Consider the following 19,569-nt stretch of genomic DNA (forward strand, 5'->3'; position numbering starts at 1 on the left):
GTCGAATCATGCTCTCCTCCACACCCCGCACCACGCTCGGCCGCGAGAAGCAGCGCGCCAGCACCGACCGCGACGATCTCTACGAGGTGCTCGACACCGGCCTGGTCTGCCATCTGGGCGTGGTCGTGAACGGCCACCCCATGGTCGTGCCCACCGGCTACGGGCGCATCGGCGAGACCCTCTACCTGCACGGCTCCACCGGCGCGACGTCGCTGCGCACGGGCGACGGCGGCGAGGTCTGCGTCACGGTCACGCACCTGGACGGGATCGTGCTGGCCCGCTCGGTCTTCCACCACTCCGTCAACTACCGCTCCGCCGTCGTCTACGGGCGGGCCAGGCTCGTGACCGATCCCGACGAGCGCATGGAGGGGCTGCGGGCCCTGTCGGAGCAGCTCGCGCCCGGCCAGTGGGACTACGTGCGGCGGCCGTCACGCAAGGAGCTGGCCGCCACGGCCGTGCTGGCGCTGTCACTGGAGGAGGCGTCGGTCAAGATCCGGCGCGGCGGGCCCAAGGACGAGGAAGAGGACTACGACCTGCCGGTGTGGGCCGGGGTGCTGCCCCTGGTCACCGCGTGGGGCGAACCCGAGCCAGATCCGATGCTCCCAGAAGGTATCGGTGCGCCTGTTCACATCCTCCATCGGGAGTAGTTCCATGAATCCGGAACCACCTGGCAAACCTATCTTCTTGATCGCACGTCTCATCAGGTGGGCCGGCTCCTGATGGGAGAGGGCAAATGGAGTGGAGCGCTCCCGGATATACCGAGATCAAGCAACTGGGGACGGGTGCCAGCGGACGGGTGGCGCTGGCCGTACATGATGAGACCGGCGTCAAGGTCGCCATCAAGTACCTGTCCGAGGAACTGCGGCGCGATCCTTCCGCCCTGGCCAGGTTCCAGTCGGAGGCGCGGCTGCTGACCACGCTGCGCGATCCCAACATCGCCACGATGTGGGAGTACATCCAGGACCCTGGCGGCGCCGCCATCGTGATGGAGCTGGTCAACGGCGTCTCGCTGCGTGCGCTGATGCGTGAGCACGGCGCGACGGAGCCGGAGGCGGCCCTGGTCGTGCTGAAGGGCTCGCTGCTCGGCCTGGCCAGGGCGCACGGGGTCGGCCTCGTCCACCGGGACTACAAGCCCGAGAACGTGCTCGTCAGGGACGACGGGGTGAGCAAGCTCGTCGACTTCGGCATCGCGGTGAGCCAGGGCACGATCGCCCACCCCGAGGGCACGCCCCCGTACATGGCGCCGGAGCTGTGGGAGCGGCAGCCCGCCTCGCCCGCGACCGACGTGTACGCGGCCACGGCCGTCTTCTTCGAGTGCCTGACCGGGCACCGGCCCTACCGCTCGACCGAGCCGAGCGTCCTCGGTTACCAGCACATGCACGCGCCCGTGCCCTTCCACGACGCGCCCGAGCCGCTGCGCGGGCTGGTCCGGCGCGGGCTGGCCAAGGACCCGGCGCAGCGCCCGCCGACCGCCCAGGCGTTCGTGGCGGAGCTGGAGGCCGTGGCCGCCGCGGCGTACGGGGAGGACTGGGAGGAGCGCGGCAGGCGCCGGCTGGCCGCGCTCGTGGCCCTGCTCGCGCTGCTGCTGCCGATGCCCCAGACGCCCGCGCCCGAGGTCACCACTTCGCTGGCCAGGACGGTCTTCCGCGGCGTGCGCTCGAACGTCACCCGCGTGGCCATGGGCAGCGCCGTGGCCGCCGTGGTGGTGGCGGCCGCGGTCGTGGTCGTGCTGGCCAACCGGCAGACGCCGCCCACCGAGCCGATCGGCGCGGCGGCGGCCGTGCCGCCGTCCCTGTCCACGACGGAGCCGGCCGCGGTCTTACCGACGACGCCCGAGCCGGAGAGCACGCCCTCGGAGACACCCGAGGAGACGCCTGAGGCCTCACCGCAGAATTCGCCCGAGGCGATCGTGCCGGAGGAGAGGCCCACCAGGTCGCTCGCGCCGCCGCCGGCGGTCACCAAGCCGGTGAAGACGCCGCCGACGACCAGGAAGCCCGTCAAGAAGAGCACGCCGACGCCGGTCAGGTCGAAGACGCCGACGCCGACGCCCACGCCGACCCCGACGCCGACCACGCCCACTCCCACGCCGACCACCCCCACCCCGACGACGCAGACCCCGACGGTGGATCCGCCGCCGCCGGTCACCTCGGTGCTCGGGGTGACCGTGAACGGGATCACGGTCGGCGAGGGGACGGTCGCGACCGCCACGATCGCCGTACGCACCGACGGCACCGCACCGGTCTTCGCCACCGCGAACTGGTCCGCGCCCGGCACCGGCGGGCACACCGAGCGCGTACGCCTGGCCGGCGCCAGGTTCTACACCCGCACGCTCACCTGGTCGATGGGCGAGCGCCCGTGCGGGAAGACGGTCACGCTGGCGCTCACCACCTCGCCGGCGGCGGCCGGCGGCGCCAGGACGGCCTCGGTGTCCGTGCCCGCCTGCCCGACCAGCGTGACCGGGCTGCGCGTCAGCCTCGGCCTGCCGGCCGCCCCCGGGCGTACGGCCACCGCCCGGATCAGGGTGACGGCGAGCGGCACCGCGGAGATCCCCGTGGAGGCGCGGTTCGCGGTCAACGGGGACACCGTCGGCACCCGTACCGCGAGCCTGTCGGGCCGCACCTCCTACTCCCGCGCGCTCACCCACACCTTCAGGTCCCGCCCCTGCGGCGCGACGCTGTCGGTGGTGGTGCGCGCGGGCGGCCGGACCGCCACCGCGCGGGCCTCCGTGCCCTGCCCGCCGCAGGTGCGGCAAGTGTCGATCGTCGAGGCCGGCACGAGCAGGGGCGGGCTCAGCGCCACCGTCCGGGTGACCACGTCCAACACCCAGCCGGTACGGCTCAACGTCTCGTTCTCGGTCGGCGGCGAGGGCGGCGGCACCCGGTCGATCACCCTGTCGGGCGACACCTCCTACACCGAGACCGTGAGCCTGCCCGTCAAGCTGCCCTGCGGCACGAAGTGGTCCGTGACCGCCTCCACCGTCCCGGCCGCGGCCGGCGGGAGCGACAGCAGCAGCGGCAGCACGGCGGCGTGCCCGCCCAAGGACCCGCCGTCGGATCCACCCAAGGACCCGCCGACGGACCAGCCAAAGGACCCCGAGCCTGACGAAACGCCAAGCCCGGAATCTCCTGGCACCATTGAGTGACAATCCTGACACCTTGGCATATCAGTAGCGGGAAAGCGGTTCCCTCTGGTTAAGCTACGGACCGTCTGATGAGGGTGGGGGCCCAGACAACTCCAGAGGAGACCGTTATGTACGGTGATGGGCAGTGGGGGGTCCCTGGCTACACCGAGGTCCGCGAGCTCGGCACAGGAGCCGCCGGGCGCGTGGTGTTGGCCAGGCGTGATTACGACGGCGCCGAGGTGGCCATCAAATACCTCAGCGACGAGCTGAGAGCCGACGTGGGATTTGTCGCCCGCTTCCGGCACGAGGCCCGGTTGCTCGGCACGCTCCAGAGCGTGCACCACGCCCGGTTGATCGACTATGTCGAGACAGGCCAGGGCGCGGCGATCGTCATGGAGCTGATCAGCGGGGTCTCGCTGCGCGAGATCCTCAGATCCGAGGGCCCCACAGGGCCTGAGGCGGCGCTGACGGTGCTCAAGGGCTCGCTCCAGGGCCTGGCCTCGGCGCACGCGATCGGGGTCGTCCACCGCGATTTCAAGCCCGAGAACGTCATGGTCCAGGGCGACGGCACCAGCAAGCTCGTGGACTTCGGCATCGCGGTCAGGGCGGGCGAGGACGCGAGCGCCGCCGGCACCCCGCCGTACATGGCGCCCGAGCAGTGGTCGGGCGGCTCTCCCGCGCCCGCGACCGACGTGTACGCGGCCACCGTCGTGTTCTTCGAGTGCCTGACCGGCACCCGGCCCTACCGGGCCCCGAACATCGCCGCGCTGGCCCGCCAGCACCAGAGCTCGCCGCCGCCCGTGGACGAGGTGCCCGCGCAGTTACGCGGTCTGGTCGAGCGCGGCCTGGCCAAGGACCCGGCCGGGCGCCCGCCGTCGGCGGAGGCGTTCCTGACCGAGCTGGAGGCCGTGGCGGCCGAAGGCTACGGCCCCGACTGGGAGGAGCGCGGGCGCCGCCGCCTGGTCGCCCTCGCCGGCCTGCTGGTCCTGCTCTTCCCGAGCGCGCTCGACGAGCCGGCCGAGACGCAGACCTCGCTCGCCGAGACCCGCTTCCGTGACCCGTCCCGCATCCTGAGCAAGCTGCCCGCCAAGGTCGCCATCGGCGCGACCGCCGTGGGCGTCCTGGTGGCCGCGGCCGTGATCATCGCGAACGCCTCCAAGGAAGAGCCGGTCCTCCAGGCGCAGACCAGCCAGGTCACGCCGACGACGGGCGTACCGGCCACGCCGGAGCCGGTGGAGACGGACGAGGAGCCGACGCCGGCCACCGAGGAGCCGGTCACCGACGAGCCGACGCCGACGGCCACGCAGAGCGACGCGCCGCCGCCCGCCCAGCCGACGGGCAACCCGCCCGCCGCGACGCCGACGCCGACCGCGAGCAAGACGCCGACGAAGAAGCCGACCAAGCCGCCGGTCAAGACCAGGAAGCCGACCAAGTCACCGACGCCGTCGCCCGACCCCGAGGTGTCCGGCAAGGTCGGCGACCCCGACGGCAACACGCCGCCCACCTCGTCCGCCCCGAGCGCGTCGATCACGCCCACGACGGCTCCCACGACCTCCGCCCCTCCGACCAGGACGCCGAGCACGACGCCCACGTCGGCGCAGCCGTCGCCCACCCGGGACGACGGCCCGGTAGAGGGCGGGCCGACGAGCGACGACGGGACCCCTCGTGAGAACGAGCCGACGCCGCAGGAGCCCCGGCTGGACGACGTGAGCAAAGCCCAGTCCGCATTGATCGCCCTGGGGCTGGTGACGTCGGGCACTGTTCCCGTCACACTTGCGGTGAGGCGCCGGATGGCAGGACGCCACAGGAGGAAGCGCTAACGCGCCGGGGGGGCGACGGCGATGAACAACCCCGAGAACGACATCGCCGGGTTCCGGCTCACTGAGCACACCTGGATCACGGAGCTCGGCAACTGGATCGACGCCATCTCACCCGATGGCCGCAGGGCGGGGGCGCTCCTGTTCGATCCCAAGATCATCGGATTGCCCGGTGTGCGCGACCGCGTGGTGCAGGCCGTCATGACCGACCAGCGGCTCGTGCTGGCCGGGCTGCCCGGGCTGATCCCGGTGGCCGACGTGGTCGCGGCGGGCCGGCAGGTGTGGCTGCTCACCGCGCAGGCGGTCAGCCCGACCCTGGCCGACCTGCTCGCCGCCGGGCCGATCGACCCGAGCGGCGCGGCGGCGGCGCTCGTGGAGACCGCCCAGACGCTGGCCGCGCTGCACGAGGCAGGTGTCACGCACGGCTCCGTGCACCCGGGCACCGTGGTGATCACCGCGGAGGGGGCCGCGCTGCTGTCGGAACGCGGCCTGTCCGACGCCATCCGCGGCCGGGTCTCCGGACGCGAGCGGGACGCGGCGGGCTGGGCCTCGCTGGCCCGCGGGCTGGCCGCCTCCTTCGGCCAGAGCGCGCCACGGGCCGCCGCGCTGTTCGACCGCGCCGCGTCCGCGGCCGGCACCCTGGGCCTGGCCGCCGCGCGGAGCACGCTGATCGGCGAGCGCGCCGCGCTGCCCGGCGGCACGATCAGCAGGGACGGGCTGGCCAGGGCGGCACGTGGCAGGTCGGCGTTCGCGCAGCCGCGCTCGTACGGGCAGGCGCCGGTCCCGTCCGTCGCGCCGAGGGACGAGGGCGACATCGTCACGCTCCTGCACGTGCCCGGCAGGTCGGCGGGGCCGTTGCAGTTCGGGCCCGGAATCGGCACTCAGGAGCAGCGGCCGGAGACGACCGCCGAGCGGATCTGGCGGGCCGGACGCGGCGAGGTCACCACCGAGCAGCGACCGGGCGGCCGCCTGGCCAAGGCCTCGCGGGCGCGGCGCCGGCGGACGATCCTCGCCACGGCCCTGTTCGCGGTCATCATGGCGGGGGCGCTCCTGGCCTGGTTCAGGCTGGGCGACACGCCGGACCTGGCGGTCAAGTCGATCAACGTGGTGGCGCCGAAGAAGACCCAGGGGTGCGACAGCGCGGTCGTGATCACCGGCACGGTCGTCACCAATGGGGCGCCCGGTGAGGTGACGTACGAATGGCGCAAGAACCTCGATAAGCAAGTCGTCAAGGGAACATTGCGCACAAATTCGGATCAGACGTCGTACACAGTGCCGCTGCGGTGGACGTTGCAGGGAAAGAGCAGCGTCAAGGCCACGGCCACGCTGCGGATCCTGACGCCGGGCCCGGTGCGCACGGACAAGGCGAGCTTCACTTACAAGTGTTGATCCCTGCTCAGCAATGCATATCAAAGCGGTTCTTACTAATCTGGCCAACATGACCACGCAGACCCCCGCGGGCTGGTACCCGGACCCGTACGGAGAGCCCCAGCTCCGCTGGTGGGACGGCAGCCAGTGGACCGACGCCACCCACGCGCAGGAGCAGCGGCCGGGACAGCCCCAGCAGCCCGCCTCAGGGCCGCAGCCACAGCCTCAGGCGCCGGGCCCCGGCCAGCCGCCGGGCCAGGCCCCGGGCCAGCCCTCGGCGCAGACGGGACCGAACTGGGCGAGCACGCCGGCCAACCCCACGCTCCAGTACGGCCAGCCCACGTTCGGCCAGTCGGCCTACGGCCGGCCCGCGCCGCCCACCCAGCAGTGGGGCGGGGCGCAGCTCCCGGGGCCGGGCTACGGCCCGCCGCCCAAGCAGGGCAACCCGCTGCCGTGGGTGTTCGGCGGGCTGGCGGCGCTGGTGGTGGTCGCGCTGATCGTGGTCGCCGGGATCTTCTTCATCAACAGCGGCGGCTCCAACCCGGTGGCGGCCCCGACGCCGAGCGAGACGTTCGAGTCCGAGGAACCGCCGCCCTCCAGCCGGCCGTCGCCCAGCCAGGCCCCGTCCCAGCTCCCGCAGCCGGCCGACGGGCGCATAACGGACGCGGCGAGCGGCCTGTCCTTCGCGGTGCCCGAAGACTGGGAGGTGCCCGCTCCCGAGCGGCTCAACGGCCCTGACCCGACCGAGCAGGCGTGGTCGAGCGGGGTGCAGGCCACCTCGCAGGAGAACTACGAGGGCGAGTCCGACTGGATCGGCAACGTCTACACGGGCGTGCTCAACGAGCTCTATCCCTACAGCGGGGCCTCGGGCCTGGGCGACACCGCCAAGGCGGTCTTCGTCGACTTCTCCAGCAAGTACTACGCGATCGCGCACGAGAGCAAGGTCGTGCAGGACAAGGCCATGAAGGTGGGCGACCGCGACGCGTGGGTGCTGCAGTTCGAGCTCGACTTCACCAAGGTGTCGGAGGAGAAGGGCTACAAGTGGAAGAAGGAGAACGGCGCGATCGTCCTCATGGATCGCGGTGAGGGAGAGAGGCCGGCCATCCTGTACGTCTCCGTTCCCGACAACCTGGGCACCGACGTGGTCGGCCAGGTTCTCGGCTCGCTGAAGTCCTCATAACCCGTGGCACTAGGCTGGTGGGGTAACAAGCGGGCGGATTGCTCCGAGCCGCTGGGCGAGGAGATCTCATGAGTGACTTGCTGGTCTGGATCGACTGCGAGATGACCGGGCTCGACCTCGGTCGCGACGCGCTCGTGGAAGTGGCGTGCGTCATCACCGACAGCGAGCTCAATCAGGTGGACGAAGGCGTCGACGTGGTCATCAAACCGCCGCCCGAGTCGCTGGAGCAGATGTCGCAGGTCGTGCGCGAGATGCACACCGCCTCCGGGCTGCTGCCCGAGCTGGCCGGCGGCGTGACGCTGGCGGAGGCCGAGTCGCTCGTGCTCGACTACATCCGCCGCCACGTTCCCGAGCCGAAGAAGGCGCCGCTGTGCGGCAACTCGATCGGGACGGACCGGACGTTCATCTCCCGAGACATGCCCGGGGTGGATTCCTATTTGCACTATCGGATGATCGACGTCTCGTCGATCAAGGAACTGGTCCGGCGGTGGTATCCCCGGGTCTACTTCGCCGCACCGGAAAAGCAGGGCGGACACCGGGCTCTGGCGGACATCACGGAGAGCATCAGGGAGCTTCGCTACTACCGCGCGGCGATCTTCGTAGGGCAGCCGGGACCCGACTCGGCGACCGCGAGATCGCTGGCAGAGCGTGTCAGCGGCTAAAGGAGTGGCGTAAAGACTCCCGAATCCCGCTACACTTTTCCTGTGCCACCACACAGCGGTGGCCATGGTGGGTGTAGCTCAGTTGGCAGAGCGCCAGGTTGTGGTCCTGGATGTCGAGGGTTCAAGTCCCTTCACTCACCCCAATGCGAACGGCCGGTCCTTCGGGATCGGCCGTCGTCGTTTTCTCCCGACAACGGCCCCAAATTATGACATTGCGGGTTATGCTCGCTGTCTACCGCTAACGCCGGAAGCACGGGGGCCATCGGCGATCTGACCGTCTGCGCGCCCCCGGAGGCCGGATGAGAGTCGACGACGCAGCGTTCGATAGCGCGTTCACGTCCCTGAGCAAACGCGAGGCCGAAGTGATGGACCTGATCGCCACAGGTCAGTCCAACGGCCAGATCGCGCAACTGCTGTTCCTCAGCGAGAAGACGGTCAAGAACCACGTCAACCGCATCTACGCCAAGCTCGGCGTCGATTCCCGGGTCACCGCCATCGGCCTGTGGCGCTCCCGGCAGCAATAGCATCTGGGGGCGCGCGACTCGGGAGCCGGGTTTGCTACCGGAAGCGGGAGCGGAGGTAGGCGGCCGTGCTCTCGTCCGCGGGCAGGAACGCTTCGAGCTGGAGCTCGGCGAGCGTGACGTCCACCGCGGTCGCGAAGGACGTCAGCGTGGTCAGCAGGCGCAGCTCCTCCTCGCCGCACCGCAGCCGGAGCGGCACGGCGAAACCGAGGTGGCCGGGCCCGGGGACGGTCTCGGGGACGTACGACTCCAGCTCGGCCACGAACGCGTCCAAGCGCGGGTCCGGGCTGCGCACGAGACGCCCGCGCAGGCTCTCCACGATGTGCCGCCCCCACTCGGGGAGGTTGAGCACCCTCGGGGCCAGGCCCTTGGGGTGGAGCGCCAGCCGCAGGACGTTGAGAGGCGGCGTCAGGAGCTCGGGCGCGGCGCCCTCGGTCAGGAGGTCCAGCGCGGCGTTCGCGGCCACCAGTTCGCCGTAGGGGCGCACGACGACCGCCGGGTACGGCATGTGCCCCTGGAGGATGTCGTCCAGGGCGTCCCTGATGGGGCGGAGCATGGGCTCGTCCAATGACGACTCCGGAAACAGGGGTGCGTACCCGGCGGCCAGGAGGAGGCTGTTGCGCTCCCTGAGCGACAGGTCCAGCGACTCGGCCAGGCGCACGACGATGCCGCGGCCCGGGCGGCTGCGGCCCTGCTCCATGAAGCTGAGATGGCGCTGGGTGGTGCCGGCCCGGTTCGCGAGCTCCAGCTGGCTCACCCGGCGGCTGCTGCGCCAGCGGCGTAGCTCGGTCGCGAATGCTTCCACCTGCCCTTTCTAGCCGACTTGCCGTGCTGACGGCGATTCCCCGGAGGGAATGACGCGACCGCACGGCCCCGCGCGGACGCCCCGGCACCACCCGCCCCCAGGCCCAGGGTGTGACGGTGGGTCCGTGACGGCGCCCCTTTGACGCCGGCCAGAGGCGTCCGGTCCGGGGTGTGCGGTCCGGGGTGTGCGGTCCCAGGTGTCCGGGTGCGCGGTCCGCGGTGCCCGGGGGCGTCCAAGGTGGTCGAGCGGGTTCCCCGATGGTCTGGGGGCTGGGGCGGCCGGGTGGCGGATGGTTGGCGGCGGATGGTTTAAGTGGTGCTCTTGGTGCCATAGACATCCAAGACGGTGTTCAGGGGAGGGACCTGGTCATGGGGCAGAGAGCGCGTGTCGTGGTCGTGGGGGCGGGCTTCGCGGGGCTGGCCGCCACGCGGGAGCTGGCCAAGGGCGGTGCGCTGGTGACGCTGATCGACCGCACCCCGTACTCGACCTTCCAGCCCCTGCTCTACCAGGTCGCCACGGCCGGGATGGGCACGTCCGACGTGTCCTACCCGATCAGGACCTTCGCCGCCAGGTGGCCCAACGTGCGGGCGCGGCGGGTCGGGCTGAGCAAGGTGCTGGCCGACGAGCGGCGGGTGGAGCTCGACGACGGCAGCGGGCTCGACTACGACTACCTCGTGCTGGCCACCGGCGTCACGACCAACTGGCTCGGCGTGGATGGCGCGCCGGAGAACGCGCTGCCGATCTACTCGCTGCACGACGCGGCGACATTGCGGCGGCGGCTCCAGCACTACCTGGAGGACACGGCGGCGGGCCGGCGCGCGAGCACCCACGTCGTTGTGGTGGGCGCGGGCGCGACCGGCGTCGAGATGGCGGGCACGCTGGCCGAGCTGCGCCGGCGCACGATCCCGCTGACGCATCCCGAGATCCGGCCCGACCAGACGAGCGTGACGCTGGTGGAGCGGTTCGACTTCGTGCTGGCGCCGTACAAGGCACGGCTGCGCGACCAGGCGGCCAAAGCCCTGCGCAAGAGAGGGGTGCGCCTGCGACTCGGCTCCACGGTCGCCTCCGTCGAGCCGGACGCGGTGGTGCTGGCCGACGGCACGCGGCTGCCGAGCGACGTGACCGTGTGGGCGCTGGGCGTCACCGCGCCGCACGACGTCTCCCACTGGGGGCTGCCGCAGGGCAAGGGCGGCCGGATCACGGTGACGGAGACGCTGAGTATCCCCGGGCATCCGGAGATCTTCGTGGCCGGCGACCTGGCCGGCCCGCCCCACCCGCTGCCCCAGCTCGCCCAGCCGGCGATCCAGATGGGCAAGCACGTGGGCAAGCAGATCCTCGGGGACGTGCAGGGGAAGGCGGCGCAGCCGTTCTCCTACGACGACCCCGGGATCATGGCCACCGTGGGCAAGGCACAGGCGGTGCTGCAGCTCCCCAACGGGATGACCATGCACGGGCTGCCCGCCTGGCTGGCCTGGATCTTCATCCACGTGGCATACCTGCTGGGCGGGCGCAACCGGGTGAGCGTGCTGCTCAACTTCTTCTGGCGCTACTTCGGGCCGCGGCGCACCGCGGCCAGCGTCACGCAGTGACCCCGCTCAGAGCGCCGCGGACAGGGCCGCCAGGCCGTGGTCGAGGTCGCTCTCCGGGATGTTCAGCGCGGGGCGCATGCGTACGGAGCGCGGACCGCAGGCCAGCGCCAGCACGCCCTGCTCCTCCCGCAGCCTGGTCACCAGAGCGTCGCGGGCGGCCTGGTCGGGCAGGTCGAACGCGCACATCAGGCCCCGGCCGCGGACGTTGGACATCGACTCGGGGTGCTCGGCCTCCAGCTTGGTGAGGCGTTCGAGCAGCACGGCCCCCAAGGTCCCGGCGCGCTCGATCAGGCCGTCCCGCTCGATGATCTCCAGGATGCCCCGGCTGCGGACCATGTCCACCAGGCCGCCGCCCCACGTGGAGTTGATCCGGCCGCTCTGCTGGAACACGTTGTCCGGCACCTGGTCCACCCGGCGGCCCGCCATGATCCCGCCCACCTGGACCTTCTTCGCGAAGGCCACCACGTCGGGCGCCAGCCCGAGCTGCTGGTACGCCCACGGCGTCCCGGTCGTCCCGCCGCCCGTCTGGACCTCGTCGAGGATGAACAGGGCGTCATATTCGTGGCACAGGTGCTGCATGGCCTGGAGGAACTCGGGCCGCATGTGGTTGTCGCCGCCCTCCCCCTGGATCGGCTCGGCGATGAAGCAGGCGATGTCGTGCGGATTGCGGTCGAACGCCTCCCGCGCCTGCGCGAGCGCGCGCTCCTCGGCGGCCTCGACGTCGCCGAAGTGGATGGCGGGCACGTCGATGCGCGGCCAGGAGAACTTGGGGAAGCGGTCGGTCTTGGCCGGCTCGGTGTTGGTCAGGCTCAGCGTGTAGCCGCTGCGGCCGTGGAAGGCCCTGGTCAGGTGCAGGACCTGGGTGCCCAGGTCGCGTGATCTGCCGGCGGCCTCATTACGCCGGCTCTTCCAGTCGAAGGCGGTCTTGAGCGCGTTCTCGACGGCGAGAGCACCCCCCTCGACGAAGAACAGGTGTGGCAGCTCGGGATCGCCCAGCACCCGGTCGAAGGTGTCGACGAAGTCCGCCAGGTGCTCGGTGTAGATGTCAGGGTTCGCCGGCTTGTTACGCGCGACCTGGCCGAGGAGCTGGGCGAAATCAGGGTCGAAGGGCGGGTTCACGCCGAGGGGCGCCGAGGCGAAGAACGTATAGAAGTCCAGATAGCGGCGGCCGTTTCGAGCATCGACGAGCCAAGAGCCGCGGCTGAGCTCGAGATCAAGCACCAGGCGGTATCCGTCGACGAGAAGGTGGCGGGCAAGTCGGGTGTGTACGTCCATGTCGCCTCCACAGTCGGGCTGGGCGGGGCCGCACGTTCCTCCTGTGGAACGCCGACATATATCTAAAATTTACGGCACTCCTGCCCCTGGAGTGAAGTTCTTCACGCGCAGCGATAGCGCGATCATGGCGATGCCGTACAGGATCGCGAAGACGCCGATCAGCCAGACGAGGCTGAGCATGCCCGCCCCCGGCCAGACGATGAGCAGGACACCGAAGATCACCGACAGGATGCCGCCCACGATGAACATCCACTCGTTGTCGATGACCTTGCGCAGCTGGACACCGGCCACGATCTCCGCGATGCCGGTGAAGATGGCCCAGAAGGCCACCACGTAGAGCAGGGCCAGGGAGGTGATCCCCGGCCAGATCAATGCCGCTATACCGGCCAATATCCCGATAATTCCGGAAACGATGAGCCAGGTTCTCGACCTGGCCCTAGCCCCGTGCCGGAGCCCGGCGATCAGCTCGGACACGCCGCTGACCAGCGCGTACGCACCGAAGAAGATCACCAGAACGAGTAGTGTCATCCGCGGCCAGATCAGCGCCAGGATGCCGAAGATGATGGCCGCGGCGCCCCTGATGAGCAGGAGCCACCACGACCGAGCCAGATCCCCCATGCTGGTCTTGCTTTCCGAGTCCCGCCCGAAAACAGACCAGCATCGGGTCAAATGTCGGTGATCCGCACACCTACGGTGCCGGTGTCCCCCCTGCGAAGCTTGCTGCCGAGCAGCGTGATCCGCCCCAGAAGGCCGTATTTACGGCGCAGCAGCTCGCGCACCCGCTCGGTCTCCGCCGCGTCCAGCACCTCGGCCCGCCCCCGGACCGGCTCGGTCTTGAGGTTGCCCCGGAAGTCGCACCCGGCCACGCTCACCTCGGGATTGTGCCTGATGCGCTTGATCTTCCAGGAGTCGGCGGGGGTCCAGAAGACCACCGCGTCGCCGTCCTGCGCCGCCCACACGGGGGTCGCGACCGGCCGGCCGTCCCTGCGGTAGGTGGTCACCGAGATGTACTGCTCCGTCCCAAGATTCACACGTGCGAGTAGACCACAATGGACACCGCGATGTACTGCACCAGGTACGCCGCCACGGTGAGCGCGTGGAACACCTCGTGGAAGCCGAACCAGCGGGGCGAGGGGTCGGGGCGGCGCAGCCCGTACACGATCGCGCCCGCCGAGTAGAACAGGCCGCCCACCGCGACCAGCACGACGGCGGCCACGCCCGCGCCCTCCAGCAGCTGCGGCATCACGAAGATCGCGGTCCAGCCGAGCGCGAGGTAGAGGACGGTGTAGAGCCAGCGCGGCGCGCTCATCCAGAAGATTCGGAACAACACCCCGGACAGCGCGCCGCCCCAGATGACGGCGAGCACCGCCACCCGGGCCGCGCCTTCCATGGCCAGCAGGGCGAAGGGCGTGTAGGTCCCCGCGATGATCAAATAGATGTTGGCGTGGTCCAGCCTGCGCAGGAAGTCGGCCAGCTTCGGGCCGAGCGTGCTGCGGTGATAGGTGGCCGAGATGCCGAACAACAGCGCCGAGGTGAGCGCGTAGATGACGGAGGCGAGGCGGGCCTGGAGGGTCGGGCCGAGCGCCACCAGCACGAACCCGGCGACAAGCGTCACAGGCAGTGCTCCGGTGTGCAACCAGCCACGCAGCCTGGGCTTAACGGTGATGGTCGTCATATAACCTACGGTACCGTAGGTTACAGTCCCTTCAAGAAGCGGACCGCCACCGGAACGGCGGCGGAGCGGCCGGAGCCCCCGTGCCGCACGAAGACGCAGAAGGCCAGGTCGTCGCGGTAACCGATGAACCAGCCGTGCGACTCCCCGTCCGGCACCTCGGCCGTGCCCGTCTTGCCCGCCACGCCGTCCGGCAGTCCCGCCTCGCTGGCCGTGCCGTGGTCGACCACGGCGGCCATCATCTCCCGCAGCGCGCCGACGATCCGCTCGTCGAGCCGGACGTCCCCGAACGGCTCGCCGTCGATGCGGCGTACCTGCTTCTCCGACAGCAGCCGGGGCGAGCGCCAGGTGCCGTTCTGCACCGCGGCGGCCAGGGCGGCCATGCAGAGCGGGGTGGCGACGACCTCGCCCTGGCCGATCGCGTCGGCCCCGAACATGTTCTGGTCGTCGGTCTCCGCCATGGTGCCGCAGGTCCCGCCGATGCCGGTCGCGATCGGCCGGCCGAACCCCCACTCGTCCGCCGTCTCACGCAGGTCCTCGACGGTGAGCCTGGTGGTGGCCTGCTCGACGAACGTCGTGTTGCAGGAGTAGGCGAACGCGTCGGTGAAGCTGACCAGGCCGCGGTCCACCTCGCCGTCGTTCTGGAAGGGCCGGTAGGACGGGATGGTGTACGTACCGGGGCACGGGAGCTGGTCCGACGGGTTCAGCCCCGCCTTGAGCAGCGCCGCCGCCGTGATCGTCTTGAAGGTGGAGCCCGGCGGGAAGACGTCCCGCACAGCGCTGTAGCTCTCCTTGAGCCGGTCGGCCAGCGCGAGGATCTCGCCGGTGCTCGGCCGGATGACGATGATCGTGGAGTCCTCGACCCCGTCCAGCGCGCGGGCGGCGGCCGCCTGCACCGGTCGCGACAGGGTGGTGCGCTCGACCTTCGCCTCGGGCTGGCGGACCATCAGCCGGCGGTCGGGCTGCCCCGGGACCTTCGACACCAGCGCCCAGCCGTGGTTGGCCTGCTCGAACTCGGGTTTGAGCTGGTCGAGATAGGAGTCCGCATAGCTGTCGTTCGGGATCTTGTCGCCCTCGCTGGTGACGAGCTCGGCCGCCGAGGATTCGATCTCGCTCAGCTCCAGCGTGCCGCCGCCCTTGAGCAGCGGGTGCAGGGTCTCGGGCGTCCACAGCACCTTCCATGCCCGATCGCGGACGGCCAGCCGCAACACCCCGTCGAACGGCCACGCCCCGAACTCGGACAACTGCCGCACGCCCGCGAACGGCACCTCGGCGCTCTCCTCCCCCGTGCTCTTGAGCTGCCCGGAGGTGAGCTGGATCGACTCGACGTGCAGCTCGTCGCTCAGCTCGCGGTGCAGGACGACGAAGTTGGGCGGCGGCTGGTAGGCCAGGCGGGCCATGGCCTGCACGTCACCCTTGCGCCACGCCCTGAAGTAGGCCGCCGCCGTCTGGGCGGCGCTGCCCTTCACCCCGCTGGACGCCAGAACGGCGAAAGCACCCGCCCCAACTACCGCGACAACCGCGATAACGAGCACAATCAGCCTTCGTCGTCGCATACGGTTCTCCCAGGGAGGGGATCAGCGTGGCCCGTGGACAGCGAGAACCGATGCCTGGCCGGTATCCAGTGACGTTCGGCGAGATCGAACTGCTCCGGGATCTGGACAGGCAGGACGGCTGGGTGCTGTCCAAGGATGGCGTACCTCAGTCGTATGTAGATCTACAAGACCCGACATTTCTGGAATTTGAGTATGTACGACTCATGGCGGACGTGATCGACCTTCTCCAAGATGGGCCGTTGAGCTGCGTGCACGTGGGCGGAGGCGCCTGCACGATCCCCCGCTACGTCGCCGCCACCCGCCCCGGATCCAGGCACATCGTGATCGAGCCCGACGGCCTGCTGATCAACCTCGTACGCGAGCAGCTCGACCTGCGCTCGGTCCCCAAGCTGAAGGTCCTCGTCGAGGACGGCCGGGCCGGCACCGCCAAGGTCTGGGACGCCACGGCCGACCTGGTGGTGCTGGACGCCTTCTCCGGCGCGACCATGCCGGTGGAGCTCGCCACGGCCGAGTACATGGGCGACATCGCGCGGATCCTGCGGCCGGGCGGCACCCTGCTGATCAACATGGCCGACGGCAAGGGCCTGGCGTTCGCCAAGCGGCTGCTGGCCACGGTGACGGGCACGTTCAGGAACGTGGCGCTGCTGGCCGAGCCGGGGATCATGCGGGGCAGGCGCTTCGGCAACCTGATCGTCGCGGCCTCCCGCACCGAGCTGCCGGTCGACCTGCTCACGCGGCGCGCGGCGGGCGGGCTGACGCAGGCGAGGTGCGTGCACGGCGCGGCGCTGACGAACTTCGTCGCGGGCGCGTACCCGATCAAGGACGGCGACCCGGTCCTGGCGCCCGTCCCCCCGCCGGCCGTCTTCGGCTGACCCTCCCCCTCATCCGGCCGCCGGCGGCGCCCGGCGGCCCTTTCGCGATGCCGGAAACATCCTCTTCCCCGCCCGTCAAAAAAGTGATATCACTTTGATAGCACACCAAGCCGAGGAGAAGGGGACGGACCATGGGGGAGATTTCCGGCGGGGTCGCGCTGGACACGACGATCGTGGACATGCCCGAGCCGCACACGACCGAGCGGACCGTGCGGGCGAGCAACGGGTTCGTCATGCTGGGCCTGGCGACGCTGCTGGACCTGGCCGGGATCGCGCTGCTGACGGCGGGGATCATCACCCTCGCGACGGGCGGCGGGCAGATCGGCACCTGGATGATCGTGGCCGGCTGCCTGCTCCTCCTCATCGGCAGCACGCTGGTCTTCGGCCTCACGGCGGTGGCCCCCGGCGAGGCCAGGGTCGTGCAGCTGCTCGGCCGCTACGTCGGCACCCTGCGCTCGCCCGGCCTGCAGTGGGTCAACCCTTACACCCTGCGCCGGCGGGTCTCGACGAGGATCCGCAACCATGAGACGGACGTGACGAAGGTCAACGACGCGGACGGCAACCCCATCCAGATCGCGACCGTGGTGGTCTGGCAGGTGCAGGACACGGCGCAGGCGGTCTTCGAGGTGGACGACTTCGTGGAGTTCGTCGCCATCCAGGCGGAGACCGCCGTACGGCACATCGCGGGCTCTTATCCGTACGACGCGCACGGCGAGCCCAGGCTGTCGTTGCGCGACAACGCCGACGAGATCAACGAGCGGCTGTCCGCGGAGATCGCGATCAGGGTGGCCTCGGCCGGAGTGAAGATCATCGAGTCGCGCATCATCCACCTGGCCTACGCGCCGGAGATCGCCCACGCGATGCTGCGCCGCCAGCAGGCCGGGGCGGTGGTGGCGGCCAGGCAGCGGATCGTCGAAGGGGCGGTCGGCATGGTCGAGATGGCCCTGGCCAGGCTCGCCGAGCACGACGTGGTCGAGCTGGACGAGGAGCGCAAGGCGGCGATGGTCAGCAACCTGCTCGTGGTGCTGGTCGGCGACCGCGACACCCAGCCGGTCGTCAACGCCGGCACGCTCTACCAGTAACCCGCCGTGGAGAGGAAGAAGCTTCTTCTGCGGCTCGACCCGGTGGTGCACGACGCGCTGGCCAAATGGGCCTCCGACGAGCTGCGCAGCACGAACTCGCAGATCGAGTTCCTGCTGCGCAGAGCACTCACCGAAGCTGGGCGCCTGCCCGACGGGGTGGAGCGGATGCGCCCGCGCGGACGGCCGAGGAAGACCCCGCAAGACCCCGGAGCACAGGACGAGGAGGAGAACCCTGATGGAGAAGCGACCGCAGGCGGAGCAGGGTGAGTCCCTTCCCGCGTCGGCTTTCCTGCTGGCCTTCGACCCGCGCAAGGAGCGGCTGACCAACTGCCGCGACCTCGGCCGCCTCATGCGCGCGGCGGCGCTGGCCGAGCTCCTGCTGAGCGGCAACCTGGCCGACGAGTCGGGCAAGGCGCGGGCGGTCACCCCGCCCGCCGATCCCGGCCCGCTCCAGGCGGCCGTCTGGGAGCAGATCACGACCTCGAAGCCCCGGACGTGGCGGCGGTGGGTCGACTGGGACCGCACTCAGGCCTACCGCCTGATCCGTGACGAGCTGGCGACCGCGCGGCTGGTCCAGATCGAGCACCACCGGTTCCTGATGTTCCGATATGAGCGGGTCAAGCCGCGGCGGGGTTACCTTTCGCGCCGGCTCGCCGAGCGCGTCGGGCGGGCGATCCGCGGCGGCCAGCCCGTCAACCGGGTGGACGAGGACGTCCGCGCCCTGGCCGCGCTGGCCGCGGCGGTCCGGCTCAAGACGGTCATGTCCGGACGCGAGCGACATGCACACAAGGGCAGGCTCGACGAGCTGGCCGGCCCGGTCCGGCCGGTGACCACCGCGTTACGCAAGAGCGTGGACGCCGCGAACGCCGCGGCGGCGGCCGGCTGACGCCTCGACGCTTCGTCCGCCGTTTGAACGTCCCGTTCCTAGGCTCCACGGCATGAAGTCCCATATGGTCATCGAGCCCAGCATCCTGTACTTCGGCACCCCCGTCGTGTTGCTCTCGACCGAGAACGCGGACGGCTCGTACAACCTCGCCCCGATGTCGTCGGCGTGGGCGCTCGGCCAGGTCGTCGTGCTCGGGCTGGGCGCGGAGGGGCAGACCGCCCAGAACCTGGCCGAACGTCCCGACCTGGTGATCAACCTGCCGGCGCCGCACCAGTGGGCGGCGGTGGAACGGCTGGCCCCGCTCACCGGGCGCGATCCGGTGCCCGCGAGCAAGCCGGACGGTTGCCGGTTCGAGCCCGACAAGTTCGGGGCGGCCGGGCTGCGCCCCGAGCCCGCCGACACGGTGCGCCCGCCGCGCGTGCGCGAGTGCCCGCTCCAGCTGGAGGCGCGGGCACAGAGCGTACGGCGGGACGCCTCCGGCTCGTTCGTCATCGCCGAGGCCGTCGTCGGCAAGGTGCACGCGGACCCGCGCATCGTCGTGCCGGGGACGCAGCACGTGGATCCGGCCGCGTGGAGCCCGCTCATCTACAACTTCCGCCACTACTTCGGCCTGGGCCAGGAGCTCGGCCACTCCTACCGCAGCCAGACCCCGCACGCCGAGCGCGCGGACTACGCCGGGTCCGGGCCCAGGTAGGCGAGCACCGCGGCCACCCTGCGGTGCACGTCACCGCTGTTCTCCAGGCCGAGCTTGGTGAAGATGGCGTTGACGTTCTTCTCCACCGACGAGATCGAAAGGTGCAGGGCTCCGGCGATGCCGGAGTTCGACCGGCCGTGCGCCATCTCGCGCAGCACGTCCCGCTCGCGGGGCGTCAGAGCCTCCCGCTGCCCGCGTACGTCCCGCCTGGCCAGCAGGCCCTCGACCACCTTCGGATCGATGACCGAGCCGCCCGAGGCCACCGCCCTGATCGCGCCGAGCAGCTCGTCCAGGTCGCCCACCCGGTCCTTCAGCAGGTACGCGTACCCCTCGGTCCCGTGCTTGAACAGCTCGAAGGCGAACAGCGCGTCCGAGAACTGCGACAGCACCACCACCCCGACCCCGGGATGCGCCGAGCGGATGCGGTGGGCCGCGTCGATGCCTGGCTCTTATACCCAACGTGCCCTGC

The 19,569-nt window shown here is 70.8% G+C and carries 20 protein-coding genes and 1 tRNA gene; 14 read left to right on the forward strand and 7 right to left on the reverse strand.

The genetic code is table 11. From position 1 onward, the window contains the following. Positions 1 to 8 precede the first annotated feature (8 nt). The 8 genes from ETD85_RS04955 to ETD85_RS04990 all read left to right on the forward strand — a co-directional run bounded on the left by ETD85_RS04955 (position 9) and on the right by ETD85_RS04990 (position 8,672). Positions 9 to 647: a pyridoxamine 5'-phosphate oxidase family protein gene (locus ETD85_RS04955; RefSeq protein WP_138688391.1), complete on the forward strand. Its 639-nt coding sequence runs from the start codon at positions 9 to 11 to the stop codon at positions 645 to 647. An 86-nt stretch (positions 648 to 733) separates the two neighbouring features. After that, a complete protein-coding gene (locus ETD85_RS04960) occupies positions 734 to 3,142 on the forward strand; it encodes a protein kinase domain-containing protein (RefSeq protein ID WP_138688392.1) in 2,409 nt (802 codons plus the stop codon). Between the two features lie 107 nt (positions 3,143 to 3,249). Next, a complete protein-coding gene (locus ETD85_RS66675; protein ID WP_138688393.1) occupies positions 3,250 to 4,941 on the forward strand; it encodes a serine/threonine-protein kinase in 1,692 nt (563 codons plus the stop codon). Between the two features lie 21 nt (positions 4,942 to 4,962). Next, on the forward strand, positions 4,963 to 6,327 hold the full coding sequence (locus tag ETD85_RS04970) for a protein kinase family protein (protein WP_138688394.1): 1,365 nt from the start codon (positions 4,963 to 4,965) through the stop codon (positions 6,325 to 6,327). 49 nt (positions 6,328 to 6,376) lie between these two features. Continuing rightward, the gene (locus ETD85_RS64450; protein WP_206058077.1) at positions 6,377 to 7,486 is read left to right on the forward strand and encodes a DUF2510 domain-containing protein; all 1,110 of its coding nucleotides are present in this window, start codon (positions 6,377 to 6,379) and stop codon (positions 7,484 to 7,486) included. 68 nt (positions 7,487 to 7,554) lie between these two features. Further along, positions 7,555 to 8,148: an oligoribonuclease gene (orn, locus tag ETD85_RS04980; RefSeq protein ID WP_138688395.1), complete on the forward strand. Its 594-nt coding sequence runs from the start codon at positions 7,555 to 7,557 to the stop codon at positions 8,146 to 8,148. Positions 8,149 to 8,215: 67 nt separating this feature from the next. Beyond that, positions 8,216 to 8,291: transfer RNA gene (locus tag ETD85_RS04985), tRNA-His, on the forward strand. 156 nt (positions 8,292 to 8,447) lie between these two features. Continuing rightward, positions 8,448 to 8,672: a helix-turn-helix domain-containing protein gene (locus ETD85_RS04990; protein ID WP_138688396.1), complete on the forward strand. Its 225-nt coding sequence runs from the start codon at positions 8,448 to 8,450 to the stop codon at positions 8,670 to 8,672. A 34-nt stretch (positions 8,673 to 8,706) separates the two neighbouring features. Here the strand turns inward: ETD85_RS04990 and ETD85_RS04995 are convergent, their stop codons facing one another. Continuing rightward, complete coding sequence (locus ETD85_RS04995) at positions 8,707 to 9,474, reverse strand: helix-turn-helix domain-containing protein (protein WP_138688397.1); 768 nt, start codon at positions 9,472 to 9,474, stop codon at positions 8,707 to 8,709. 368 nt (positions 9,475 to 9,842) lie between these two features. Here ETD85_RS04995 and ETD85_RS05000 point away from each other — a divergent pair, with 368 nt between their 5' ends. After that, a complete protein-coding gene (locus ETD85_RS05000; protein ID WP_138688398.1) occupies positions 9,843 to 11,063 on the forward strand; it encodes an NAD(P)/FAD-dependent oxidoreductase in 1,221 nt (406 codons plus the stop codon). 6 nt (positions 11,064 to 11,069) lie between these two features. Here the strand turns inward: ETD85_RS05000 and lat are convergent, their stop codons facing one another. The 5 genes from lat to ETD85_RS05025 all read right to left on the reverse strand — a co-directional run bounded on the left by lat (position 11,070) and on the right by ETD85_RS05025 (position 15,479). Further along, the gene (lat, locus tag ETD85_RS05005; protein WP_138688399.1) at positions 11,070 to 12,338 is read right to left on the reverse strand and encodes an L-lysine 6-transaminase; all 1,269 of its coding nucleotides are present in this window, start codon (positions 12,336 to 12,338) and stop codon (positions 11,070 to 11,072) included. Positions 12,339 to 12,407: 69 nt separating this feature from the next. Then, the gene (locus tag ETD85_RS05010) at positions 12,408 to 12,956 is read right to left on the reverse strand and encodes an HdeD family acid-resistance protein (RefSeq protein WP_138688400.1); all 549 of its coding nucleotides are present in this window, start codon (positions 12,954 to 12,956) and stop codon (positions 12,408 to 12,410) included. A gap of 47 nt (positions 12,957 to 13,003) precedes the next feature. Continuing rightward, positions 13,004 to 13,369, reverse strand: coding sequence for a PPOX class F420-dependent oxidoreductase (locus tag ETD85_RS05015; protein ID WP_206058078.1), 366 nt, complete (start codon positions 13,367 to 13,369; stop codon positions 13,004 to 13,006). Continuing rightward, positions 13,366 to 14,013 carry a PAQR family membrane homeostasis protein TrhA gene (trhA, locus tag ETD85_RS05020; RefSeq protein WP_138688402.1) on the reverse strand — a complete coding sequence of 216 codons (648 nt, stop codon included), beginning with the start codon at positions 14,011 to 14,013 and terminating at the stop codon, positions 13,366 to 13,368. The genes ETD85_RS05015 and trhA overlap by 4 nt, the downstream gene beginning before the upstream one ends. 20 nt (positions 14,014 to 14,033) lie before the next feature. Further along, positions 14,034 to 15,479, reverse strand: a complete 1,446-nt coding sequence (locus tag ETD85_RS05025) for a penicillin-binding transpeptidase domain-containing protein (protein ID WP_170246502.1) — start codon at positions 15,477 to 15,479, stop codon at positions 14,034 to 14,036. A 137-nt stretch (positions 15,480 to 15,616) separates the two neighbouring features. Here ETD85_RS05025 and ETD85_RS05030 point away from each other — a divergent pair, with 137 nt between their 5' ends. From ETD85_RS05030 to ETD85_RS05050, 5 genes are all read left to right on the forward strand, one after another. Then, positions 15,617 to 16,438 carry a spermidine synthase gene (locus ETD85_RS05030; RefSeq protein ID WP_138688404.1) on the forward strand — a complete coding sequence of 274 codons (822 nt, stop codon included), beginning with the start codon at positions 15,617 to 15,619 and terminating at the stop codon, positions 16,436 to 16,438. Between the two features lie 131 nt (positions 16,439 to 16,569). Beyond that, positions 16,570 to 17,520 (forward strand): SPFH domain-containing protein, encoded by a 951-nt coding sequence (locus ETD85_RS05035; RefSeq protein ID WP_138688405.1) that lies wholly within the window; start codon positions 16,570 to 16,572, stop codon positions 17,518 to 17,520. Between the two features lie 6 nt (positions 17,521 to 17,526). Beyond that, positions 17,527 to 17,787, forward strand: coding sequence for a type II toxin-antitoxin system antitoxin (locus ETD85_RS05040; protein ID WP_138688406.1), 261 nt, complete (start codon positions 17,527 to 17,529; stop codon positions 17,785 to 17,787). After that, the gene (locus ETD85_RS05045) at positions 17,756 to 18,406 is read left to right on the forward strand and encodes a GPP34 family phosphoprotein (RefSeq protein ID WP_138688407.1); all 651 of its coding nucleotides are present in this window, start codon (positions 17,756 to 17,758) and stop codon (positions 18,404 to 18,406) included. Before ETD85_RS05040 ends, ETD85_RS05045 begins: the two co-directional genes overlap by 32 nt. A 52-nt stretch (positions 18,407 to 18,458) precedes the next feature. Next, positions 18,459 to 19,100: a flavin reductase family protein gene (locus ETD85_RS05050; protein ID WP_206058079.1), complete on the forward strand. Its 642-nt coding sequence runs from the start codon at positions 18,459 to 18,461 to the stop codon at positions 19,098 to 19,100. On the opposite strand, the gene ETD85_RS05055 is transcribed toward ETD85_RS05050, so the two are convergent. Then, positions 19,076 to 19,489 carry a response regulator transcription factor gene (locus ETD85_RS05055; RefSeq protein ID WP_170246503.1) on the reverse strand — a complete coding sequence of 138 codons (414 nt, stop codon included), beginning with the start codon at positions 19,487 to 19,489 and terminating at the stop codon, positions 19,076 to 19,078. The genes ETD85_RS05050 and ETD85_RS05055 overlap by 25 nt on opposite strands. Positions 19,490 to 19,569: the final 80 nt, after the last annotated feature.

The sequence above is a fragment of the Nonomuraea zeae genome (assembly GCF_005889725.1).
Taxonomy (GTDB): Bacteria; Actinomycetota; Actinomycetes; order Streptosporangiales; family Streptosporangiaceae; genus Nonomuraea; species Nonomuraea zeae.